Source organism: Streptomyces sp. NPDC088915 (assembly GCF_044749825.1).
Classification (GTDB): Bacteria; Actinomycetota; Actinomycetes; order Streptomycetales; family Streptomycetaceae; genus Streptomyces.
In genome coordinates this window covers 165,502-186,245 of sequence record NZ_JBIVIR010000001.1, presented here as the reverse complement: position 1 = coordinate 186,245, position 20,744 = coordinate 165,502, and the positions used below count along the sequence as shown (strand labels likewise).

Here is a 20,744-nt window from a genome sequence, read left to right as displayed (position 1 = left end):
CGGAAATGCCGGGCGCGGGACGCGTGCATTTAGTTATCCACAGGCTGTGCGGAAGTTCTGTGGACTACCGAAAGAGTCCCAGGCTTTTCTCGCCCCACGCCTGGGAAATCCGTGATCAAACCGCATCGAGACGCTCATTCGGGTGGGAATCGCTCACTCCGAAGAGTGGGTCCTATGGGGGATGCTGACGGGGGCACGGGTGGAGCGCTGTGGATGGTGCCCTCGGTGGAGGGGATTGACCAGGGCGATTTGTCGACCTTGCCGGACTGCGGTGTCGACTTGTCCCCAGGTCGCACGGAATACCTGTGGATAACCTCTGTGGGTAACTGAAAAGTATGCAGGTAGGACTAGTGGTTCGTACCTGTGGACGACCGCGCACGCTCCGGAGGGCGATCCGTCATTCTCGGATCAGGCCCGACCGTCCTGGGCCCTCGCCAACCAGTCGGAGGCCGCCATGAACTCCCCGTCCGAGGTGCCGCGCCGCAGCACCCGCACGTCCTCGACCGCGACGCCCGCCCGCGGGTACGAGCCGAGGAAGCGCACCTTGGGGCAGATCCGCTTGAGCCCCATCAGCGCCTCCCCCACCCGCCGGTCCGCGATATGGCCCTCGGCGTCCACGGCGAAGCAGTAGTTCCCGATCCCCGCTCCCGTGGGACGGGACTGAATCAGCATCAGGTTCACCCCGCGCACCGCGAATTCCTGGAGCAGTTCGAGGAGGGCACCCGGATGATCGTCACCCAGCCACAGCACCACCGAGGTCTTGTCCGCGCCCGTCGGGGCCGCGGGCCGGGCCGGCCGGCCCACGAGCACGAAGCGGGTCTCGGCGTTCTCCGCGTCGTGGATCTCGGTGACCAGCGCCTCCAAGCCGTACGTCGCCGCCGCGAACTCCCCCGCGAAGGCGGCGTCGAAGCGGCCCTCCCGCACCAGCCGGGCCCCGTCCGCGTTGGACGCGGCCGACTCCCACACGGCGTCGGGCAGGTGCTTCCGCAGCCAGTTCCGGACCTGTGGCTGGGCCACCGGGTGGCCCGTGACCGTCTTGATCTCCGAGAGTTCGGTCCCGGGCCGGACGAGGAGCGCGAAGGCGATCGGCAGGAGCACCTCGCGGTAGATCATCAGCGGCTCGCCGGAGGCCAGTTCGTCCAGGGTCGCGGTCACCCCGCCCTCGACCGAGTTCTCGATCGGGACGAGCGCGGCGGCGGCCTCCCCGTTCCGGACGGCGTCGAGGGCGGCCGGGACCGAGACCATGGGGACGAGCTCCCGCGTCGCGGCCTCGGGCAGCGTGCGGAGCGCCGCTTCGGTGAAGGTGCCTTCGGGGCCGAGATAGGTGTACCGGGTGGCGGACATACCGTCACCCTAATGGTCCCCGGAGGCCGCCGACGGCCGTCCGCCGGACACCGCTGCCCACCACCGGCCGGGCGTCGGCGCCGTGCTCCGTCACCCGTCGGGCGACCGCGCCCTGCTCCGACGCCGGCCGGGCCCCGGCGCCCGGCCCCTCCACCGGCCGGACGCCTCGCGGCGGTCGTCGTCCGGGCGGTCTCACGCCTCCAGGAGGCGCTGACCCACGTACTCGCCCTCGGCGGGGCCGCCCGGCACCGCGAAGAGGCCGCTCGACTCGTGGCGGATGAACGGGGACAGCGCGTCGCCCCGGTCGAGCTTGCGCTGCACCGGGACGAAGCCCCGGAGCGGGTCCGCCTGCCAGCAGACGAAGAGGAGACCGGCATCCGGCGTCCCGTCCGGACCGATGCCGTCGTGGAAGGAGAACGGCCTGCGCAGCATCGCCGCCCCGCCGTTCTGTTCGGGGGCGGAGATCCGGGCGTGGGCGTTGTCGGGGATCACCGTTCCGCCGTCGGGGCCGCGCTTGTTCAGGTCGAGCTCGGTGGTCTCGGTGCCGCCGGTGAGCGGGGCCCCGTCGGACTTCCGGCGCCCGATCACCTTCTCCTGCTCGCCCAGCGGCAGCTTCTCCCAGTCGTCCAGGAGCATCCGGATCCGGCGCACCACCGCGTACGAACCGCCGGCCATCCACTCCTCGGCGCCGGTGGCCCCGGCCGGGACGAAGATCCGCCGGTCGAAGTCGGGGTCGGCGGGCTTCGGGTTGCGGGTGCCGTCGACCTGGCCCATGAGGTTGCGGGAGGTCATCGGCCGTGCGGTGGCACCGGCCGAGCGGTTGAAGCCGTTCATCTGCCAGCGCACCCGGGCCGCGTCCCCCGCGTCCTTCTGCACGGCCCGCAGCGCGTGGAAGGCGACGAGGGCGTCGTCGGCACCGATCTGCACCCACAGATCGCCCTCCGAGCGCCGGGGGTCCAGGGCGTCCGAGGAGAAGGCCGGCAGCGGGTCCAGCTCGGCGGGGCGCCGGGCGGTGAGGCCGGTGCGGTCGAAGAAGGTGCGGCCGAAGCCGAAGGTGACCGTGAGGGAGGAGGGGCCCGCGTCGAGCGCGACCCCGGTGTCCTGGGTCGTCGCCTTGCCCGCCATCAGCACCCGCGCCGTGGCCGACCAGCGGCGCATCAGGGCGGTGGCCTCCTTGCGCCCGGCTCCGGGGGCGAGGTCGAAGGCGACCAGATGGCCACGGGCCTGGAGCGGGGTGGTGATGCCCGCCTGATGTTTCCCGTGAAACGTCACCTCGGTCGAGCCGACGGTGGTCAGGGCCGCCGGGCCGCCGGCGCCGTTCGCCGAGGCGGTGCCCTCGCCGGACACGGCCGCCGAGATCCCGGCGCCGCCGGCCGCGCCGGCGATCAGGCCGGCCGCGCCCGCCGCGCCGACGGTGCCGAGCAGCCGTCGCCGGGAGACCTCCAGGACGCCGGTCTCGCTCTTGTCGCGCTCGCTGTTGTCGCTCTCGCTCACGGGGGGTCAGCCGATCTTCACGTTCTTGTCGATGGTGGTCTGGTCGATGTCGGAGGTACGGACGGTCACCTGGATCCGCCACTCGCCGGGCATCGGGATCTGGACGCCGCTCGCGCTCCAGTGTCCGGCCTGGATGCGGTCGGGGGCGACGGGCAGCGGGCCCACGTTCTTCGCCTCCAGGGTGAGGGCGACCTTGATCTCGGGGACGTCCAGCGGCTTGCCATCGGGACGCTCGACATAGAGGTGCAGCCCGTTGGCGCCGGTGCGACCGGGGTCGAGGCTGAGCCGCACGACGCCCTTGCCGTCGACGCCGCCGGTGTCGAAGGGCAGCCGGAGGTCGACGGGCCGGTCGGGCACGGCGACCGGGCCGGAGGCGGCGTTGGACCGTCCGGCCTCCTCCTCGGTGCGGCCGGGTTCGGTCGCGGTGAGGACGGTGGTCACGGCGAGGAGGACGACGGCGACGGCGGCCTCGGTCAGCACCGAGCGGCGCAGCCCGGACCGCTCGGGGTCGGCGTCCCGCTCCCGCTTGCGCCGGGCGGTGGCCACGGCGGCCCGCTGGCGGGCGAGTTGGGCGGCCCGCTCGGGATCGACGCCGGAGGCGGCCGCAGAAGCCTCGCCGCCCTCGGTCTCCTCCGCTTCCTGGGTCTCCTCCGCTTCCTCGGTCTCCTCCGCTTCCTCGGGCTCCGCGGTGTCCTCCGCTTCCTCTCCCTCCCCCGTCTCCTTCTCCGCCGAAGGCAGGCCCTCCGGCGAAGGCAGGTCCGCGAGCCTCTGTGTCCACCGGCGGGAGATCCAGGCGATCCCGACGAGGACGCCCATCAGTCCGATCTTGACGAGGAGGAGCTGACCGTAGCGGGTGCCGGTCAGGGCGGACCAGGAGCCGACCTGGCGCCAGGACTGGTAGAGCCCGGTGGCCGCGAGGACGGCCACGGAGGCGAAGGCGACCTTGGAGAAGCGTTCGACGGCGCTGCGTTCGACGGAGGGCGCCCGGTGGAGGGCGACCAGCAGGACGGTGAGGCCGCCGAGCCAGGCGGCCACGGCGAGGAGGTGCAGGATGTCCACGGGCATGGCGATGCCCGGCTGGATCCCGGTCGAGGCGTGCTCGGCCAGGGCCCAGGTGCCGGCGATCCCGGTGGCCACCACGGTGCCGCCCATGCCGAGGCCGAAGACGAGGTCCCTCTTCTCCTTCGGGTCGGTGCGCCGGGTGTAGGAGCCGAAGAGGACGGCCACGAAGAGGGCGGCCGCGCCGAGCAGCAGCAGCCGGGAGGTGAGCGCGGCCCCGGTCTTCGTCTCCAGGACGCTCTTCAGGCCCGCGAGGTCGAAGGCGTCGGAGAGCTCGCCGGAGCCGGTGTACGGGTTGCGCAGGAGCAGCATCACCAGGGTGGCGCCGGTGAGGGTCAGCCAGGCCCGCACCACCGTCCGCTGCACCGGGCGGACGCTCGCGCCGCGCGGCCAGCAGACCAGGACGAAGGTGCCGCCGCCGACGAGGACGGCGAAACCGGCGTACGAGAGGTAGCGCGCGATGCCGTAGAGGGCCCCGACGAGTCCGCCGCCGGGCTTCTGGTCGGGCAGGGCGACGGAGGTCTGGGAGGGGGCCCCGATGGAGAAGGTGAAGGCGCCGGCGACGGGGTGGCTGTCGGCGGAGACGGCCTGCCAGGCCACGGTGTACGTGCCGTCGGGCAGCCCGGCGCGGAGCCCTACCCCGTACCGCACGACGGAGCCGCTGCAGAGGTCGCGTATCTCGCCGGTGTCGGCCCGCCGTCCCGCCGGGTCGAGGACCCGGATGGAGTCGGCGCTCATGGCGACCTGTTCGGAGAAGGTGAGGTTGACCTCCTTGGGCGCGGTGACGACCACCGCCCCGTCCTTCGGGTCGCTGCCGGTGAGCGCCGCGTGCGCGGAGGCGGGCGCGGCGCCGGCGAGCAGCGTGCCGAGGAGCGCGGCCGCGAGGATCAGCAGCCGTGCCAGGGCGGTGCCGAGGCGCGGGGCGGTGGTCGTCATCTCTGGGTCACTCCGTCAACGCGTTCAGTGCTGCTGCGGGTTGTGGTTGGCGGCCTCGACGGGAAGGTCGACCTTGATCGGGTCGGACTTCTCGAAGTGGAGCTCGACGCTGACCTTGTCGCCCTGCTCGGGCTTCTCCTTCAGCGACATGAACATGATGTGGTTGCCCCCGCGTGCCAGGGAGAGCTTTCCGTTCGCGGGGATGTCGAAGAACTTCACCTCCTGCATCTTCTGGTTCTTCGTCTCGTGGATCGTGACGTCGTCCGAGATCGGGCTGGTGACGGAGGTCAGCCGGTCGGCCGTGTCGCCGTCGTTGGTGATGGTGAGGAAGCCGCCGGCCATGTCCATCACCGGCTGGGGCATGAACGCGCCGCTGACCTTCAGCTCCGGCTTGCCGTTCCCGGCCGGGCCGTCGGACGAGGACGAGCACCCGGTCAGCGCGAGCGAGGCGGCGAGGGCCACGGCGGCGGACAGGGTGGTGGTGCGGCGGTTCACGGGTTCTCCCCCTTGATGAGCTTCGGCAGGTCCTTGGCGTAGTCCTCGACGGTCGTGTCCTCGCCGTACAGGACGTAGCCCTGGTCGGTGGTGGGCGAGAAGGCGATCACCTGGGCCCCGTGCATGGAGACGACCTTGCCGTCCTTCTCCTTCTTCGGCGGGTCGATGCCGATGCCGATCTGCCGGGCGCCCGCCTGGATGGCGGAGAAGTCGCCGGTGAGACCGGTGAAGGAGGGGTCGCCGGCGGCGGGCAGCCACTGGGCGAGCTCGGCGGAGGTGTCCCGCTCGGGGTCGGTGGTGACGAAGACGACCTGGAGCTTGTCCTGGTCGGCCTTGGGGAGCTGCTTCTTGGCGATGGCGATGTTGCTCATCGTCATGGGGCAGACGTCGGGGCAGTGCGTGTAGCCGAAGTAGATCAGGGTCGGCTTGCCCTTGGTGCGCTCGCGCAGGTCGTACTTCTGGCCCTTGGTGTCGGTGAGGACGAGCGCGGGCTTAGGGTACGGCCGGTCCAGGACGGTCGCGGCCCTGGTGGAGTCGGTGCCGCCGGAGACCTCGGCGACGGAACCCTTGCCCGCGCCGGAGGTCTTGCCGTCGTCACCGAGGCCGACGGCCAGGGTGATCCCGATCGCCGCGGCGATCGCGGCCGCGGCGATGACCAGGGGGGTGCGCCGGCCCGGGCGGCCCGGACGCGCCGGACCGCCCTCGGACTCGGGGGTGTTCGTCTTCTGTGCGGACATGCTGTTTCTTTCCGTGTCCTTCGGGAGGAAGTACGGCCGTCAGGCCGAGCGGCGGCGGCCGGCGAGGACGCCGAAGGCCACACCGGCCACGCCGACCAGGATGCCGACGACGCCGAGGATCCGGGCGGTGGTGTCGGAGGAGGAAGAGGAAGAGGGGGAAGCCACGGTCTCCTTCTCGTGGTCGCCCGCCTTGTCGTCGTGACCGTCCTTCTCCCCGGCGGAGGCGGAGGCGGACGGCGCGGCGCCGCCGCCGTGGTGGTCGTCGGACGCGGCGGAGAGCTTCAGGACGGGGGCCGGGTTCTGCGGCTCCTCGGCGCCCTCCTTCTGCTCCTCGATCCAGCGGACGACCTCCTTGTTGGAGTACGTCTGGACCGACTTGAGGACCAGCTGGTCGGCGTCCTCGGGCAGCTGTCCGAGGGAGAGCGGGAACTGCTGGAACTCACCGGGGCCGATCCCCGAGCCGTCGGCGGTCCAGGTGACCTTGGAGACGGCCTCGTTGATCTTCTTGCCGTGCAGCTCCAGCGGCTTGTCGAGCTTGCTCTTCGTCACCTCGGCCTTCCAGCCGGGGACGGGCTGCGGCATGACGGAGGCGAGCGGGTGGTCGAGCGGGAAGTTGACCTCCAGCTTCACGGTGGAGGCGTTGTCGCGCTCGTTCGGCACCTTGATGTTGACGGTCGCGTAGCCGCCCTTGGCGGCTTCGCCCTGCGGCTGCACGCTGACGTGCGCGAAGGCGGTGCCGGAGAGCAGCACGACGGAGGAGAGGGCGATGCCCCCGGCGAGGGCGGCGCGGGTGGAGATGCGGGAAACGCTCATGACGGGACACTCCAGCTCGGAGAGGAAACGGAGAAGGACGGGAAGGTCCGCCACGCCGGGACGGGAATCCGGGACGGGAACCCAGGACGGGAACCCGGAACAGGAACCCAGACGGAAACCCGGAACAGGAATCCGGGACGGAAATCCGGGCGGGCGTGCGGACGAACGCGGCCCCGCTCCTCTTGTCGAGCGGACCGCGTCAGGCTGCGAGGACGCAGTCGGCGGCCGGCGGGCCGCGCCTGATCACCGTGTCCCTGAGCGCCTCGGCCACCGGCGGCGGCGAGGAGTCGAAGGCCGTGCGGAGGGTCCGCCGGTGCCCGGTGCGCGCCGCCGACGGCAGCCCGGCGAGCAGGACCCGTACGAGGCGGAGCGCGGCCCGCAGCGAGCGGACCCGGGCGTGCTCCGCGAGCTCCGTCACGCCCTGCTCGGAGAGGTCGACGAGCCGGCCGAGGGCGCGGTCGCCGCGCCGCAGCAGCCAGCCCGTGGCCAGGGCGGCGAGCAGGTGCCCCAGGAGCATGGGCAGGCCGGGCAGCAGGCCGTCGGCGGGGACGGCCGCCGCGGCGGCCGCGCCGTGTCCCGCGTGGGCGTGGGCGGCGGCCGGGTCGAGCCCGGCGTCGGTGAGGATCCTGGTGGCGTCGGTGGGGCTGAGGGACGCGGCCCCGGCCCCGCAGACCAGGCGCGCCGCCATCCGGACGAGGGCGTCGTCGGCCTGGGCGCCCAGGGTGAGTCGGTGCTGCCCGAGGCCGAAGAGGACGTGCAGGCCGAGCTGTCCGGCCGCGAGGGCGCCGACGACGGAGCCGAGGGAGCGTTCGCGTCCGCCGAAGAGGACGGCGATCCCGAACACGCCGAGGAAACCGGCGGCCAGGGACCACGGGGCGACGCCCGCGCACGCCGCGAGGGCGTGTCCCAGCGCGGACAGCACGACACAGACCGCGGTGAACACCGCGGCCCTCAGCAGTCGTGGGCCGAGCGCGGGGGCAGACATGGCGGGCCCATCATCGCACCACGCCTCCCACCCCCGTACGGCAGGTCCGGAAGGTCGTCCTTGGGGCCCTTCGGACCGACATACACCGGCCTGCCTGTCCCGGGCATCCGCCGAACGAGCGCTCTTGACGCCTCCGGGCGCTTACGGAGCCGCCCGCACGGCAATAGGTACCGGTACGTCGTGCCGCAGGACCACTGGTCCGCCGAGCCGATGCCGGGAGGCTGGAGCATGAGCATCTGGTGGTCACTCCATCTGCGGCGCGAAGCCGCGAGCGTGCCGCTCGCGCGCCGGCTGCTGCTGGGCACGATGGAGACGGCGGGGGTCGATCCCGACGTGTCGTACGAGCTGTCGGTGGCGCTGACCGAGGCGTGTGCGAACGCGGTCGAGCACGGCGGCGCGGGTGCCGCCCCCGACACGGGGCCGGACGGCCCCGACGGCCCGGGCGGGGCGCTCTCGGGGGCGTACCGGGTGACGGCGTACCTGGACGGCGAGACCTGTCGCATCGAGGTGGCCGACTCGGGGCCCGGCTTCCCGTACGCGGAGCTCCCCGCGACCCCGGCGGACGCCGAGCACGGACGCGGGATGCGGCTGATCGAGGAGCTCTCCGACCACGTGCGGTTCGGCAACCGCTCGGGCCGGGGCGGTGCGGTGGTCAGCTTCGACAAGATCCTGAAGTGGAAGGACGCCCCGTCCCTCCTCATGGCGTGAGCCGCCGGGACGCGGGAGGCGCACGGGTACGGAGAAGGACCCCCGCCGGTCGGTCGGCGGAGGCCCTTCGTGTTCCAACGTACGCGGAGGTCAGCCCTTCAGCGAGGCCATCCACGCCTCGACCTCGTCGGAGCGGCGCGGCAGCGCGTCCGAGAGGTTCCGGTTGCCGTCCTCGGTGACGAGGATGTCGTCCTCGATCCGGACGCCGATGCCCCGGTACTCCTCCGGCACGGTCAGGTCGTCGGCCTGGAAGTACAGACCCGGCTCGACGGTCAGGCACATGCCCGGCTCGAGCGTCGTGTCGACGTAGGCCTCGGTGCGCGCGGCGGCGCAGTCGTGGACGTCCATGCCGAGCATGTGGCCGGTGCCGTGCAGGGTCCAGCGGCGCTGGAGGCCGAGCTCCAGGACGCGCTCGACCGGTCCCTCGACCAGACCCCACTCGACGAGCTTCTCGGCGAGGACGCGCTGGGCGGCGTCGTGGAAGTCGCGGTAGGCGGCGCCCGGCTTCACCGCGGCGATGCCGGCCTCCTGCGCCTCGTACACGGCGTCGTAGATCTTGCGCTGGAGGTCGGTGTACCGGCCGTTGATCGGCAGGGTGCGGGTGATGTCGGCGGTGTAGAGCTCGTTGGTCTCCACGCCGGCGTCGAGCAGCAGCAGGTCGCCGGAGCGCACGTCGCCGTCGTTGCGCACCCAGTGCAGGGTGGTGGCGTGCGGTCCCGCGGCGCAGATGGAGCCGTAGCCGATGTCGTTGCCCTCGACGCGGGCGCGCAGGAAGAACGTGCCCTCGATGTAGCGCTCGCTGGTGGCCTCGGCCTTGTCGAGGACCTTGACGACGTCCTCGAAGCCGCGGGCGGTGGCGGCGCAGGCCTTCTCCAGCTCGGAGACCTCGAAGGAGTCCTTCACGAGGCGGGCCTCGGAGAGGTAGACGCGCAGCTCTTCGTCGCGCTCGGCGGTGACCTTGTCGGTCAGCGCGGCCTCGATGCCGGCGTCGTGGCCGCGGACGGCACGGACCGGGCCGGTGGCCTCCGCGAGCGCGCCGGCGAGCTCGCGCACGTCCTTCGCCGGGATGCCGAGGAGCTGCTCGGCCTCGGCGAGGGAGTGGCGGCGGCCGACCCACAGCTCGCCCTGGCCGTCGAGCCAGAACTCGCCGTTCTCGCGGTCGGAGCGCGGCAGCAGGTAGATCGTGGCCTCGTGGCCGTCCCCGGTCGGCTCCAGGACGAGGACGCCGTCCTGGGTCTGGTCGCCGGTGAGGTACGCGTACTCGGTGGAGGCGCGGAAGGCGTACTCGGTGTCGTTCGACCGGGTCTTCAGCTTGCCGGCCGGGATCACCAGGCGCTCGCCCGGGAAGCGGGCGGAGAGCGCGGCGCGGCGCTCGGCGGTCCGGTCGGCCTGGGCGATCGGCTCCAGGCCGTGCAGCTCGGTGTCGGCCCAGCCGGACTTCATGTTCTCGGCCAGCTCGTCGGACACGCCCGGGTAAAGGCCGTTCTTGCGCTGCTTGATCGGCTGGTCTTCGGTCTCTTCCGGGGTCTCCGGGGTGAGCTCCTCGGCCACGGGTCTGCCTCCTCTGGTACGACACTGAACCCCCACCATCGTACGGTCGTACGGAAGGGGGCCCAGGGCCGGAAGACCCATTACCGGAACGTCACGGTCCGCTTACTCGGACGGACCCGGCACGCGTGCGCGTCCCTACTCGAATCCCACTCGGATCCCATTCGGATCCGCACTCGGATCCGCACTTGGATCCTCACTCGAAACGGGCCGCGAGCAGGACCACGTCCTCCCCCTCCACGGCCGGGTCGAGGCCCCCGGGCAGCAGGGTCCGCAGGACGTGGTCGGCGACCGCGCCCGGGTCGGAGCGGTCCGTCCCCGGCACGCTCGCGGCCGCCGCGTGGAGCCGGGCGAAGGCCCGGTCCGTGGCGTCGCCGGTACGGCGCAGCAACCCGTCCGTGTAGAGGAGCACCGTTTCTCCCGGCGCGGGGGACAGCTCCACGCTCGGCGCCTCCCAGCACGTCAGCATCCCGAGCGGGGCCGACAGCGAGGTCTCGACGAACGCGGTGCGGTGGTCGCCGACGACCAGCGGCGGCGCGTGCCCGGCCCCGGCGAGCACGATCCGGCGCTGCGCGGGTTCGGCGTACGCGAAGAGCGCGGTCGCGGAGCGGGCCGGTTCGGTGAGCCGCAGCAGGAGTTCGAGGTCGGAGAGGACGGCGACCGGGTCCTCGCCCTCCATCACCGCGTACGCCCGGAGGGAGGCGCGCAGCCGGCCCATGGCGGCGAGCGCGCTGGGGCCGGTCCCGGAGACGGAGCCGACGGCGAGTCCGAGGGCGCCCTCGGGCAGCGGCAGCGCGTCGTACCAGTCGCCGCCGCCCTGCGGGCCGGTGAGGTGGCGGACGGCGAGCCGGACGCCGGGCACGCGGGGGAGCCGGCTCGGGAGCAGCTCCTCGGTGACGGTGGCGACCCGCACGCGGGCGCGCTCGACCTGGAGGAGCCGGGCGAGGTGCTCGGTGGCGAAGCGGCCGTAGAGCCCGATGAGGTGGCGCCGGCGTTCGTCGGGTTCGGCGGGCTCGTCGTAGAGCCAGACGACCGCGCCGAGCCCGCCGGCCTCCTCGGTGGCGAGGGGCAGGGCGTAGCTGGCGGCGTAGCCGAGACGGGCGGCGACCTCGCGGTGGCGCGGGTCGAGGCCCTCCTCGGTGCGCACGTCGCGGATGGCGATCGGCTCGGGCACGCGCGCGGGGCGGGTGGAGGAGGGACCGGGAGCCGTGGGGCCGGCGTCGGGCAGGCCGTCGAGGAGGCGGCCGTAACTCCCCGAGCCGCGCGGGACGGTCTCGATGGTGCCGAGGTCGGCGTGGGCGAGGCCGAGGCCGATGGTGCTGGTGGGGCCGAGGCCGTCGGCGGGTTCGAGGACGGCCATGCCGCGGCGGGCGCCGACGAGGGCGGCTCCGGCGCCGAGCACCTCGCGGAGGGCCTCGTCGAGGGAGGAGGTCTTGATCAGACGCTCGGTGAGTTCGTGCAGGGTGGTGAGGCCGGAGACCCAGGAGGCCAGCCGGTCCTGGATCAGGACTCCGGGAGGGAGGGCCGCGTCGGAGGGGGAGGCGGCCGGTGGGACCCCGGGGAGGGGCGCCGTAGTGTGCGGTGGCGCAGGAACCGTTGAATCGATTCCAGCCACTTTCGGCAGACGTGGGGCACTCATGTCAGTCGGCTTTCCGACCGGTGCGTTTGACGCCATAGCATCGCAAACCCCCATGTCATCCTGCGCCGCTCGATGTACCCACATGTACACGTACAAGAGGAGCGATGTCCAGCATTGTCCCCACGGGAAAAGTGGTGTCCGTGAGGTCGTGCGAGAGGGTTGAAGTAAGTGGGAAGTTGGCCGAAAATTACCCACGGTGTGCACCTTTTGCGGTCGACTGGCGTCGTTTGAAAGCGCGTCATTCCGAGCGTGCGGGGTACGTAAACGGTGACAGGCAGGGGCAGTTGCGATCGCCCCGGAACGTGATGCGGGACCCCGGCGTCTTCCACGCCGCAGGCCGCGGCCCGCCACCGGCCGGCGGGGAACGTGTTCCGAACCGCTCCGGATCCGACCTGGCTCCATCGGGCTCCACCTGGCTCCACCGGGATGTACACGGTTTTTCCGGCCCGGCCGGCCCCGCCCCCACGCGGTCCGGCACTCCGCCGACCCGGTACGCGCCGATACGCACGGTGAATGAATCTGCACGTGGTGTGATGGGAATTCGGCGTTCAACGGAAAGGAACGAGCGCTCATGCGCGAGATCCTCGGAAGGCGACGCAAGCTCTGGTTCCGGCGCGGGGCGAGGACCGCACGGCTCGACGCGGCGGTCACCTTCGCCGTCGAATGGAACTGGCCCGTCCTGCCGGGCGCGGGCCTGCGAACGACACCCCGTACGGCCGCGGGCCTCAAGGTGCTGTCCCGTACGGCCGCGGGCCTGAAGGCCCTGGCCCGTACGGACGCGGAGCCCGTCTGTTCCTGTCCCGACCCCGACTGCGTGGTGCCCGGCGCGCACCCCTACGACCCCGGGCTGCTCGCGGCCACCACGGACGAGCGCATGGTCCGCTGGTGGTGGACCGTGCGCCCGGACGCCCCGGTGGTCCTCGCCACGGGCGGCGGCGCGCCCTGCGCGGTCAGTCTCCCCGCACCGGCGGGCGCCCGGGCCCTCGCCGCGCTCGACGCCACCGGCATGCGCCTCGGGCCGGTGATCGCCACCCCCACCCGGTGGTCGATCCTCGTCGCCCCGTACGACCTGGAACGGTTGGGCGAGCTGCTGTACGCGAAGGACAGCGTGCCCAGTTCGCTGAGGTTCCACGGTGAGGGCGGCTATCTCCTGCTCCCGCCCTCGGTCGCGGGCTCCGGACAGGTCCGCTGGGAGCGGGCGCCCCTCGCGGGCTCGGCCCGCCCGTGGCTGCCGGACGTCGAGGCGGTGGTCGACGCCCTGGTGGAGGCGAGCACGAGCACACCGGGCGGCGGGAGCCGGCTGGCGTACTGAGACCGGGCCGCCGCCTCCTCGTTGCCCGTCGCCCACGACGGCGGGCGTTCACCCGAACGGGTGCGTCCCGGACCGACTCGTACGGGAAACGGGTGCGCGGCCGTCCGGGCACCCGTCGTCCGCCGCTATGTTCGCCCCACCGTTCAGGATCTCCAGCCGAGCAGGAGCAGGTGGGCCCGATGACTCCGGTGAACCTCCGCGTGGTCGCACTCGGGGCCGCCGTCACGGTCGCCGTCCTGCTGCCGCTCGTCGCGACGGCGGGACCGGTGGGGCCGTTGGGCCCGGCGGGTCCGCAGGGATCGGCGAGAGCGGTGGGGGAGGCCGTGCGGCCGGCCGATGCACGGAACGAGGGCGACGAGAAGCCGGGGAACGACGGGGAGACCGGGCGGAACGGGAAGTCGGGGAACGACGGAGAGGCCCGGGAGCCGTGGAAGGGCCTCGGCGGCGGATCCCGTACGGCGGAGTCGACCGTTCCCGAGACGCCCGACGGCCCTTCCGCTCGTTCCGCCCCTTCCGTTCCTCCGGCCCCCGACGCACCGGTGGCGTCCGAGCGGATCACGCGCTGTGGGCCGGAACTCGCCTCTCCCGGCGGGGTCGAGGCGCAGACGTGTGTCCTGAACGAGGGGTCCGATGTCTGGGCGCGTACCTACTACCGCAACACCACGGGCCAGGAACTCGACGCGTTTCTGACCCTCATGGCCCCCGGCGGACGGACCGTGCACGTGCGCTGCGCGGTTCCGGCGCAGGACGAACCGGGTACCTGCGAGGTGCCCCGGGAGCGCGGCGCGGGCGCGGTCACGGCGTATGCGGCGGTGGCGGAATTCGCCGGCGCGGGCGAGGGCGGCAGCACTCCGCTGCTGTTGCGGGCAGGCAGCAACACGGTGGACCGCGAGGGAAGTTGAACGTCGGACGCCCCGGCAGGGCCGGAGGCGGACATGGAAAGGCCCGGTCGCTGGCGACGGGGGATGCACCAGCGACCGGGCTTCCAGAACCGTAACAAGAGATCTGCGGTTCGCAAATTCGATCTCGGTTATTCGGACAGGGATTTACCTGTCCGAAGACCGGGTTGTGGTGGAAGTCACCGACTGGTCGGTCTGTCAGTCACCGATACCACCTGGGGTATCAGCTGAGAGTGACCTGACGGTTCGTGAGGCCGCCGCGCGCCCGTCGCTCCTCCGCGGTGAGCGGAGCGTCCGAGGCGAGCGCCTCGGTCAGCCGCTCGAAGAACTCGGCGGCCGGCTTCTCGCACTCCTCGGCGGTCATGGAGGTCGGCAGGTCCCACACCGGCACCACGAGGCCGTGGGCGCGGAAGGAGCCGACGAGCCGGGTGTCGGAACCGAGGGAGGTGCCGCCGGCGGCCTGGAGCCGGGCGAGCGCGTCGAGCAGCTTCTCCTCCGGGTACGGCATGACCCAGCGCAGGTGGTTCTTGTCGGGGGTCTCGCACCAGTACGCGGAGTCGACGCCCGCGAGGCGGACGGTCGGGATCGCGGCCGCGTTGGCCCGCTCCAGGGAGGCGGCGACCTCCGGGTCGGCGCCGTCCGCCGACTGCGGGATCCAGAACTCGAAGCCCGTGTGGACCTCGGGGACGAACGCGGCGTCGGCGTCCAGCAGGTCCTGGAGGCGCGGGCCCTCGGCCGGCACGCGGCGCGCGGGCACCGGCGTGCCCGGCTCGGCCTCCAGGGCGCGCTGGAGGGTGTCGGCGAGGTCGCGGGCCAGGTCGCCGGAGGTGGAGTCGTTCTGCAGGGCGAGCAGGACGGAGCCGTCGTCCCGGCGGAGCGCCGGCCAGGCCATCGGCAGCACGGTCGCGAGGGTCACGGACGGCACGCCCTCGGGCAGCCCGCCCTTCAGGGTGAGCGGCACGGTCGCGGCGGGCACCAGTTCGCGCAGCGCGACCCAGTCGCACTCGCCGGGCAGACCCTCGAAGGGACGCTGGACGAGCTCGGTGACGGCGTGCGCGGCGGCCCGGCCGTGACACGCCTTGTAGCGGCGGCCCGAACCGCACGGGCACGGCTCGCGCGCGCCGACGACAGGGATCTCCCCGCTCGTGACCTGTGCCTGGCCGGTCTTGCCGGCCTTCGTCTGGGGGCGCTTCTTGGCCATGGTGTGGCTTTCTCCCGATCGCGGCGGTGCTGGTGTGCGGTGCTGTGTCGGGCGCGAGCCTAGCCGCCCCGACCGCCACCGCCCCTCAGGCGGGCCGCGCCGGGGAACCGACCCGGAGCACGGGGCCGGTCCCGGACCCGGGATCAGTCCAGGTCGTCGTACGCGTCCAGGAAGTCGAAGCTCGAACCGCCGCCGACGTGCGTCGCGAAGTCCTCGCGGCGGTGTCCCTCGGTGACGACCACCCAGACGGTGACCTCGCCGGTCGCGCTGTCGCGTACGCCCCAGTCCTGGGCCAGCGCGCCGATGATGTTCAGCCCGCGTCCGCCCCGCGCCGTGACCGAGGGCGTCGACGGGACGGGTCGCGTCGGACCGCCGCCGTCGGTGACCTCGACCCGCAGGCCGCCCGCCGGGTCGACCCGCCAGGCCGCCCGTACGTCCCCTTCACCGCGATCCGCCCGCCCCAGCGGCCTGGCGTACCGGCAGGCGTTGCTGAGCAGTTCGGAAAGGATCAGCACCGCGTCGTCGACGACCGATTCCGCGACCCCGCTGCGGTACAGCTCGTCCCGCATCCGGTGCCGCGCCTCACCCACGCCCGCAGGGCCATGGGGTACGGCCATGCTCGACGACGTGGGCACCTCCTGTGCCACCACCAACGCCACCCCCGAGACCTCCTTTGCCCCACGCCACGGTGTGAATGCCCCGATGACCTGGGCCGGAAACCGGCCAATCGGCGTGGGATGAGGCACTCGTGACGATCGCGTACGGACGGAACGCGCCGGTGCACTCCCTGTAACCCCTGATGCACCCTTTGTCCCCTGGGGCGGATGGGGCGGAAGTGACGAAAAGGAGGGGATCAGCCGCGGCCCAGCTGGGCCAGCACCTGCTTCGGGCGGTTGGTGATGATCGCGTCCACGCCAAGACGCTCGCAGAGCTCGACGTCCTCCGGCTCGTCCACCGTCCAGACGTGCACCTGGTGCCCGGCCTTCTGGAGCCGCAGGATCACCGCCGGCTGGTGCCGCACGATCCGGATGGAGGGACCCGCGATGCGCGCGCCCGCGGGGAGCCGCCCGTCGCGCAGCCGGGGCGAGACGAACTGGGCGAGGGAGACGGTGGGCAGCGTCGGCGCGGCGGCGGCGATCCGGTGCAGGGAGCGGGCCGAGAAGCTCATGATCCGTACGGCGGAGTCCTCGGGGGACGCGGGCGCGTGGAGGTCGAACCGCTTCAGGAGCTGGAGCAGCCGCTCCTCGACCTGACCCGCCCAGCGCGTGGGGTGCTTGGTCTCGATCGCCAGCTCGATCCGGCGGCCGGTGTCGGCGACCAGCTCCAGGAGGCGTTCCAGGGTGAGGACGGAGGTGGACCCGGGGGCCCGCCGGTCGGGACTCTCCGCCGACTCGCCCCGGCCCTTCCAGGTGCCGAAGTCGAGCTCGGCGAGGGCGGCCAGTTCGAGGGTGGAGACGGCCCCGCGGCCGTTGGAGGTGCGGTCGACGCGTCGGTCGTGCACGCAGACCAGGTGCCCGTCGGCGGTGAGCCGGACGTCGCACTCCAGAGCGTCGGCACCGTCCTCGATGGCCTTCACATAGGCGGCCAGGGTGTGTTCCGGTACGTCCTCGGACGCTCCGCGGTGGGCGACGACCTGGACGGGGGCGCGGTTCGGTTGCTGCCGTGCGTGAGTCACCGCGTCATGGTGCCATTGGCGGGGCGTGGCGGGCACACCGGGACTGTCCGTTCTGTCCTTTATAAAGGAAGCAGTGCGAATGCACAGCTCCGTCTTACAGCGGCCTGACGTCCGGTGGGAAAAGCTGGTCGCAGCACCCTGGAGCCGGAGCGACCACAACCTCACGCGGTCGAGAAGAGTCACACGCAGGCATGCTTGATCCGTACGGCGGACACCTGCGGGTATCCACGGCCGGCGCGGGCAGGCGCTCGAAGGCGGGCGGCCGGCCGGAGCGGCCCGAGCGGATCCGACGGTCCGAGCGGGTCCGACGGTCCGGGCGGATCGGGCGGTCCGGGCGGTCCGGGCGGACCGAACGAGTCCGGCAGGCCGAGCAGTCCATGTAGTCCGAGCAGCCCATGTAGTCCGAGTAGTCCGAGTAGTCAACACCAGATCAACGCAGTCAACGAGGAGAGCGAGCTGTGAGCACCGAGAACGAGGGCCAGGCGGTTCCGGGGGAGCCGGCTGCTCCGTCCGCCCCTCCCACGCCTCCCGTACCCCCGTCGGCCCCTCCGGCTCCGGCCCCGTCTCCAGCGCCGTCCTCGGCTCCGGCCTCCGAGCCGACCGCGGCGCACCCCGCCCACCCGGCGGACACGAGCGCCCAGGGGGCCCCGACGATCCAGGGAGCCCCGACGGTCCAGGCGGTCCACGCGGCCCCCGAGGCCCAGCACGCGGCCCCGGCGGGCGGCTGGCCGCCGCCCCCGCCGGCCGTTCCCTCCTGGGGAGCCCAGCACGCGCCCGTACCCCCGGCTCCCGCCGCGCCGCGCAAGCGGACCGGCGGTCTCGTGGCGGCCGTCCTGGCGGCGGCGCTCGTCGCGGGCGGCGTCGGCGGCGGCATCGGCTACTGGGCGGCCCAGCACGAAGACGGCGGCACGGGCTCGACGACCGTCTCCTCGGGCGAGGCGCCGGCCTCCTTCAAGCGCGATCCGGGGACGGTCGCGGCGGTCGCGGCGAAGGCGCTGCCGAGCGTGGTCACCATCCAGGCGAAGTCGGGCGGCTCCCAGGGCGAGGGCGGCACGGGCACGGGCTTCGTGTACGACCAGGAGGGCCACATCGTCACCAACAACCACGTGGTGGCGTCGGCGGCGGACGGCGGCACGCTCTCCGTGACCTTCTCCGACGGCAAGTCGTACGACGCGGAGGTCGTCGGCCGGGCCGAGGGCTACGACGTGGCGGTGCTGAAGCTCAAGAACGCCCCGAAGAACCTCCAGCCGCTCCCGCTGGGCGACTCCGACAAGGTGGCGGTCGGGGACTCGACGATCGCGATCGGAGCCCCGTTCGGCCTGTCCAACACGGTGACGACGGGCATCATCAGCGCCAAGAACCGCCCGGTCGCCTCGGGCGACGGCTCCGGCGGCAGCAACTCGTACATGAGCGCCCTGCAGACGGACGCCTCGATCAACCCGGGCAACTCCGGCGGTCCGCTGCTCGACGCGAGCGGCGCGGTGATCGGCATCAACTCGGCCATCCAGTCCACCAGCGGCGGCTTCGGGCAGACCCAGGCGGGTTCGATCGGCCTCGGCTTCGCGATCCCGGTCAACCAGGCGAAGAACGTCGCCCAGCAGCTGATCAAGACGGGCAAGCCGGTCTACCCGGTGATCGGCGCGACCGTGAACATGAACGACGAGGGCGAGGGCGCCGAGATCGCCGCCAAGGGCACCGGCGGCACCTCCTCGGTCACCCCGGACGGCCCCGCGGCCAAGGCGGGCCTGAAGCCGGGCGACGTGATCACCGGCTTCGGCGGCCACCAGATCGACAGCGGCCCCACCCTCATCAGCGAGATCTGGACCCACAAGCCGGGCGACTCGGTGGAGATCACCTACGAGCGCGACGGCAAGTCCGCCACGACCACCGTCGTCCTGGGCGAACGCACCGGCGACAGCTGACCCACCCGTGCGCCCGGCCCCGCCGGGGCCGACCCACCGCCCGCCGCCGTCCGGCCTCTCCAGCCGGTACGCTGTAGCCGCTCCGGCCAAGCGGTCCGGAGCGGAGGTGGGTTGCCCGAGCGGCCTAAGGGAACGGTCTTGAAAACCGTCGTGGCAGCGATGTCACCGTGGGTTCAAATCCCACACCCACCGCCGATGGCGAAGGCCCCCGACCGGGAGGAACCGGTCGGGGGCCTTCGCGTGCCGCCCCCTCGGCCGGGGGCGGGATCAGGAGTGGTTGCGGGCCGGGGGGTTGTTGAGGCAGAGCGCGATGTTGCGCACGGCCGCCGTGAGTTCCTCGATCACGCGGGCCGCCTGCTCCGCGTTGTGGAAGGCCGGGCGGTCGGTCAGGGTGCGGCTCAGCTCCTCCGCGGCCCGGACGGCGTGGCTCGCGGGGCCCTGGTCCGCGGCGGACGCCGGGTAGGACTCGGGGGCCGGGTAGGGGTCGGACGTCAGGTACGGCTCGGGGGCCGAGTAAGGGTCCGGGGCCGAGTAAGGGTCCGGTGTCGGATAGGGGTCCGGGTCCGCCCGGTAGCCCTCGAAGGAGGGCGAGAAGGTGCCGGAGCCCGTCGTCCCCACGGTGAGGGCGGCGTGCGCCTCCTCCCCGGGACGGGGAGCCGTGGCCAGCAGGAGGGCGTGCGAGGCCGGCAGCGGGGCCTGGGGGGCTTGGGAAGCGGCCTGGGACTGCGGAGCCTGTACGTACGGGGCTTGGGGCTGAGAGGACTGAAGGGGCTGTGCGGAGTGCGGTGAGTGCAGGGACTGTGGGGACTGCGGGGAGTGCAGGGCCTGCGGGATCTGACCCTGGGACTGGGCGGTCTGGGCCTGCGCGGCTTGGAGCTGTGCCACCTGGGACTGGGTCGCCTGGGAGAGCTGAGTGGTCTGAGGAGCCTGTGACTGGGGGCCCTGTGGGGGCTGGGGCGGGGACTGGCGGGCCCGGGGGAGCACGAAGTGGTCGAAGCCCGGGAACGCCGACGTGCCGGGGCGCGCGGCCGGCGGCTCGTACTCCTGCTGCCACTGCGCGCGGTAGCACTCCACCTGGTCCTCGCAGGAGGAGCGCGCGTGGAAGACCGCCGTGTCCTCGCCCAGGTCCGGGTACCAGAGGTTGGGTCCGGGGAAACGGACCGTCCGCATACGGGGTTTGATCTGCTCGGCGCACCCCATGCAGCAGCCCTTCGGCACCAGGAACGGGATGCCGCCGCTCTGCTCCGGCCTGCGCGGACCCTCCTCGCGCGGGTACTCCCCGTGGTGGCAGGGCGGCAGTTCGCCGCAGGCGCGGCAGACCGCGTAGTGCTCGGGGAGCACCTGCCAGTCCTGGCTGGCGGGGGCGCACCAGTGCTTCGGCGCGGACCGGGGCAGGTTGTCGTTGCGCAGGACGAGGACCACCGGGCGCTTGTAGAACTCGGCGCGTTCCGGGGCGGGTTTGACCGCCTGGTTGTTGGCCCGCCGCAGCTCGTTGGCGTGCCACCACAGCTCCACGTGGTCGCGCCAGGCCTTCTCGTACGCCTCCGGCCAGTGGTCGCCCGGGTACCCGGTGATCTCCAGGACGCGCCAGGCCTGCCGGTCGAGTACGACGATGGAGCCGGCCCGCAGTCGCAGATGAGTTCCCTCGCCGCCCTCGTCCGGCCAGTCATGGCGGCCGATGCTGGTGGGCTGGTCAGGGAGCCACCTGCGAACCTGCATGACACGCTCCTCGGCAACGAAACTTCGTAGTTTCAACTGGGGCAGTAAGTGACATTCTGAACAATTTAGGCGTCGGCTTGGGGTTAGACACGCGCACGTCGCAGATCCGTGAGGGCCGGAAACGCCTTTCCCACCGGCTATTTCACCCGCCGTGACCGACCCCGCCCGGATTCGCCGTCCTGGTCGTCACGGCGGGCCCGTACCCGCTCCGGGGGCTCCTGATGCTCACCCGTACGTGTGACGTCACTTCGGCCCGTG

At 72.7% G+C, this 20,744-nt stretch carries 17 protein-coding genes and 1 tRNA gene; 5 read left to right on the top strand and 13 right to left on the bottom strand.

Going from position 1 to position 20,744, the window contains the following annotated elements:
- Positions 1 to 408 precede the first annotated feature (408 nt).
- The 7 genes from pheA to ACIP5O_RS00875 form a co-directional block, all read right to left on the bottom strand.
- Positions 409 to 1,344, bottom strand: coding sequence for a prephenate dehydratase (gene pheA / locus ACIP5O_RS00905; protein WP_030209318.1), 936 nt, complete (start codon positions 1,342 to 1,344; stop codon positions 409 to 411).
- A gap of 192 nt (positions 1,345 to 1,536) precedes the next feature.
- The gene (efeB, locus tag ACIP5O_RS00900) at positions 1,537 to 2,838 is read right to left on the bottom strand and encodes an iron uptake transporter deferrochelatase/peroxidase subunit (protein ID WP_401286920.1); all 1,302 of its coding nucleotides are present in this window, start codon (positions 2,836 to 2,838) and stop codon (positions 1,537 to 1,539) included.
- A 6-nt stretch (positions 2,839 to 2,844) separates the two neighbouring features.
- Positions 2,845 to 4,833, bottom strand: coding sequence for a copper resistance protein CopC (locus tag ACIP5O_RS00895; protein WP_401286916.1), 1,989 nt, complete (start codon positions 4,831 to 4,833; stop codon positions 2,845 to 2,847).
- A gap of 24 nt (positions 4,834 to 4,857) precedes the next feature.
- Positions 4,858 to 5,328 carry a copper chaperone PCu(A)C gene (locus tag ACIP5O_RS00890; protein ID WP_401286913.1) on the bottom strand — a complete coding sequence of 157 codons (471 nt, stop codon included), beginning with the start codon at positions 5,326 to 5,328 and terminating at the stop codon, positions 4,858 to 4,860.
- Positions 5,325 to 6,065 (bottom strand): SCO family protein, encoded by a 741-nt coding sequence (locus ACIP5O_RS00885; RefSeq protein WP_401286911.1) that lies wholly within the window; start codon positions 6,063 to 6,065, stop codon positions 5,325 to 5,327. The genes ACIP5O_RS00890 and ACIP5O_RS00885 overlap by 4 nt, the downstream gene beginning before the upstream one ends.
- Positions 6,066 to 6,104: 39 nt before the next feature.
- Complete coding sequence (locus tag ACIP5O_RS00880; protein WP_401286909.1) at positions 6,105 to 6,878, bottom strand: YcnI family protein; 774 nt, start codon at positions 6,876 to 6,878, stop codon at positions 6,105 to 6,107.
- A 199-nt stretch (positions 6,879 to 7,077) separates the two neighbouring features.
- Complete coding sequence (locus tag ACIP5O_RS00875) at positions 7,078 to 7,863, bottom strand: hypothetical protein (protein WP_401286906.1); 786 nt, start codon at positions 7,861 to 7,863, stop codon at positions 7,078 to 7,080.
- Between the two features lie 228 nt (positions 7,864 to 8,091).
- On the opposite strand from ACIP5O_RS00875, the gene ACIP5O_RS00870 reads away from it, so the two are divergent.
- A complete protein-coding gene (locus ACIP5O_RS00870) occupies positions 8,092 to 8,571 on the top strand; it encodes an ATP-binding protein (protein ID WP_401288088.1) in 480 nt (159 codons plus the stop codon).
- Positions 8,572 to 8,661: 90 nt separating this feature from the next.
- Here ACIP5O_RS00870 and ACIP5O_RS00865 read toward each other — a convergent pair whose 3' ends face one another.
- Positions 8,662 to 10,122 carry an aminopeptidase P family protein gene (locus tag ACIP5O_RS00865; protein WP_401286904.1) on the bottom strand — a complete coding sequence of 487 codons (1,461 nt, stop codon included), beginning with the start codon at positions 10,120 to 10,122 and terminating at the stop codon, positions 8,662 to 8,664.
- 193 nt (positions 10,123 to 10,315) lie between these two features.
- The gene (locus ACIP5O_RS00860; RefSeq protein WP_401286901.1) at positions 10,316 to 11,794 is read right to left on the bottom strand and encodes a PP2C family protein-serine/threonine phosphatase; all 1,479 of its coding nucleotides are present in this window, start codon (positions 11,792 to 11,794) and stop codon (positions 10,316 to 10,318) included.
- A 535-nt stretch (positions 11,795 to 12,329) separates the two neighbouring features.
- Here ACIP5O_RS00860 and ACIP5O_RS00855 point away from each other — a divergent pair.
- Together ACIP5O_RS00855 and ACIP5O_RS00850 are read left to right on the top strand one after the other, a co-directional pair.
- Positions 12,330 to 13,070: a bifunctional DNA primase/polymerase gene (locus ACIP5O_RS00855; protein WP_401286899.1), complete on the top strand. Its 741-nt coding sequence runs from the start codon at positions 12,330 to 12,332 to the stop codon at positions 13,068 to 13,070.
- A 179-nt stretch (positions 13,071 to 13,249) separates the two neighbouring features.
- Complete coding sequence (locus ACIP5O_RS00850) at positions 13,250 to 13,972, top strand: hypothetical protein (protein ID WP_401286896.1); 723 nt, start codon at positions 13,250 to 13,252, stop codon at positions 13,970 to 13,972.
- A gap of 220 nt (positions 13,973 to 14,192) precedes the next feature.
- On the opposite strand, the gene ACIP5O_RS00845 is transcribed toward ACIP5O_RS00850, so the two are convergent.
- From ACIP5O_RS00845 to ACIP5O_RS00835, 3 genes are all read right to left on the bottom strand, one after another.
- Complete coding sequence (locus ACIP5O_RS00845) at positions 14,193 to 15,170, bottom strand: DUF5926 family protein (protein ID WP_401286893.1); 978 nt, start codon at positions 15,168 to 15,170, stop codon at positions 14,193 to 14,195.
- Between the two features lie 143 nt (positions 15,171 to 15,313).
- Positions 15,314 to 15,916 (bottom strand): ATP-binding protein, encoded by a 603-nt coding sequence (locus tag ACIP5O_RS00840; protein ID WP_401286891.1) that lies wholly within the window; start codon positions 15,914 to 15,916, stop codon positions 15,314 to 15,316.
- Positions 15,917 to 16,023: 107 nt separating this feature from the next.
- The gene (locus ACIP5O_RS00835) at positions 16,024 to 16,845 is read right to left on the bottom strand and encodes a glycerophosphodiester phosphodiesterase (protein WP_401286888.1); all 822 of its coding nucleotides are present in this window, start codon (positions 16,843 to 16,845) and stop codon (positions 16,024 to 16,026) included.
- Positions 16,846 to 17,303: 458 nt separating this feature from the next.
- Between ACIP5O_RS00835 and ACIP5O_RS00830 the strand changes: the two genes are divergently transcribed.
- Both ACIP5O_RS00830 and ACIP5O_RS00825 read left to right on the top strand, forming a co-directional pair.
- Positions 17,304 to 18,767, top strand: a complete 1,464-nt coding sequence (locus ACIP5O_RS00830) for a S1C family serine protease (RefSeq protein ID WP_401286885.1) — start codon at positions 17,304 to 17,306, stop codon at positions 18,765 to 18,767.
- A gap of 105 nt (positions 18,768 to 18,872) precedes the next feature.
- A tRNA-Ser gene (locus ACIP5O_RS00825) sits at positions 18,873 to 18,959 on the top strand.
- Between the two features lie 75 nt (positions 18,960 to 19,034).
- Here the strand turns inward: ACIP5O_RS00825 and ACIP5O_RS00820 are convergent.
- Complete coding sequence (locus tag ACIP5O_RS00820; RefSeq protein WP_401286882.1) at positions 19,035 to 20,486, bottom strand: hypothetical protein; 1,452 nt, start codon at positions 20,484 to 20,486, stop codon at positions 19,035 to 19,037.
- Positions 20,487 to 20,744 lie beyond the last annotated feature (258 nt).

Excerpts from the sequence above, each read along its gene's own strand:
- ACIP5O_RS00860 (WP_401286901.1), bottom strand. The coding sequence starts at position 11,794 with ATGGCGTCAAACGCACCGGTCGGAAAGCCGACTGACATGAGTGCCCCA.
- ACIP5O_RS00855 (WP_401286899.1), top strand. The coding sequence starts at position 12,330 with ATGCGCGAGATCCTCGGAAGGCGACGCAAGCTCTGGTTCCGGCGCGGG.
- ACIP5O_RS00850 (WP_401286896.1), top strand. The coding sequence starts at position 13,250 with ATGACTCCGGTGAACCTCCGCGTGGTCGCACTCGGGGCCGCCGTCACG.
- ACIP5O_RS00895 (WP_401286916.1), bottom strand. The coding sequence starts at position 4,833 with ATGACGACCACCGCCCCGCGCCTCGGCACCGCCCTGGCACGGCTGCTG.
- ACIP5O_RS00885 (WP_401286911.1), bottom strand. The coding sequence starts at position 6,065 with ATGTCCGCACAGAAGACGAACACCCCCGAGTCCGAGGGCGGTCCGGCG.
- pheA (WP_030209318.1), bottom strand. The coding sequence starts at position 1,344 with ATGTCCGCCACCCGGTACACCTATCTCGGCCCCGAAGGCACCTTCACC.
- ACIP5O_RS00870 (WP_401288088.1), top strand. The coding sequence starts at position 8,092 with ATGAGCATCTGGTGGTCACTCCATCTGCGGCGCGAAGCCGCGAGCGTG.
- ACIP5O_RS00845 (WP_401286893.1), bottom strand. The coding sequence starts at position 15,170 with ATGGCCAAGAAGCGCCCCCAGACGAAGGCCGGCAAGACCGGCCAGGCA.
- ACIP5O_RS00820 (WP_401286882.1), bottom strand. The coding sequence starts at position 20,486 with ATGCAGGTTCGCAGGTGGCTCCCTGACCAGCCCACCAGCATCGGCCGC.
- ACIP5O_RS00875 (WP_401286906.1), bottom strand. The coding sequence starts at position 7,863 with ATGTCTGCCCCCGCGCTCGGCCCACGACTGCTGAGGGCCGCGGTGTTC.
- ACIP5O_RS00880 (WP_401286909.1), bottom strand. The coding sequence starts at position 6,878 with ATGAGCGTTTCCCGCATCTCCACCCGCGCCGCCCTCGCCGGGGGCATC.